The organism is Paracraurococcus ruber (assembly GCF_004353985.1).
GTDB lineage: Bacteria > Pseudomonadota > Alphaproteobacteria > Acetobacterales > Acetobacteraceae > Paracraurococcus > Paracraurococcus ruber.
On sequence record NZ_SMOA01000610.1, the window covers coordinates 1 to 993 of the forward strand.

At 69.3% G+C, this 993-nt stretch carries 1 protein-coding gene and 1 pseudogene; both read left to right on the top strand.

Going from position 1 to position 993, the window contains the following annotated elements; translation table 11 throughout:
- Window positions 1-281, top strand: a pseudogene (locus E2C05_RS33740) (IS5/IS1182 family transposase); the annotation flags it as partial.
- Between the two features lie 6 nt (window positions 282-287).
- Window positions 288-776, top strand: coding sequence for a hypothetical protein (locus E2C05_RS32075; RefSeq protein ID WP_133223632.1), 489 nt, complete (start codon window positions 288-290; stop codon window positions 774-776).
- Window positions 777-993 lie beyond the last annotated feature (217 nt).

A 993-nucleotide genomic window follows, 5' to 3' on the forward strand; every position in this document is an offset into this window, starting at 1 on the left:
GCGCGAGCGCGGTGCCGAGTGCGGCGGCCGAGACCGCGCCGACGCAGCGGGATGCGCATTTGCGCTGTATTGCCGAACGCGGCCGGATGGGCTGGCAGCGCGCGTCGGGCTACAACTGGCGCGCCTTGGTGGAAGCCGACGTCTCACGGTGGAAACGCGTCATCGGCGGCGGGCTGCGCTCGCAAACGGACGGGCGCCAGGCGACCGAGGTGGCCATCGCCGCCAACGTGCTGAACCGCATGCTCGAGCTTGGGCGGCCGGAATACGTCCGCATCGCATGATCCCATATGCGGGCAGGGATCTATGCGTTCACGCCGCTGACCCATGCAACACGATGGCTCTACGCTTCACGTGACCTCGTGCCCGGTGTCGCCGCCAGCCCGCGCAGCGACACCGGCCGGCCTGCCGCCGGGGATGGTGGCCGCCGCGATCCGCCTGCGGGCAGGAGGCCCGGCCGCGTGCCGTCCGCTATTGTCTCGATCTTCGCGCCCAGCTCCCTGCCGGACGCGCTGCTGTCGCTCACCCTGCTCGTCGCGATGCTCTGGCTGTGTGCCGTCGCAGCGGTCTGGTGCCGGCAGGACCAGCTGATCTTCCGGCCCGATGCCCGCCCGCTCGGCGGGGTGCCGCCGGCCCTCGCCGCGCTCCGTTTCCGCGAGGCCCGGCTGACCACCGGCGACGGCCTCGAACTTGACTTCTGGGCAGCTGACCCGCTGCCCGGGATGGGTGCCGTCGCAATGTGTGTTGGAAATGGCGTAACGGCGTCTCCAGCATGGTGACGGTATCGGCTCAGGCGGCGAGGTCAATGCTGCTCTTGGCAGGCGGCTGACCAAGGCTCTGCCAGCCATCGACCTTGCGCATGCTGATCTGGCCTTAGTGTCCATCCGGGAACATGGTGAGTCATCTGAATCGGTTGTGACTGGCGGGTTGCGGCGGGTGGTGCGCGATTTGGCGGGATGTGGACGCCGGAGAACCGCGGTCGGTATGACCGCAGCA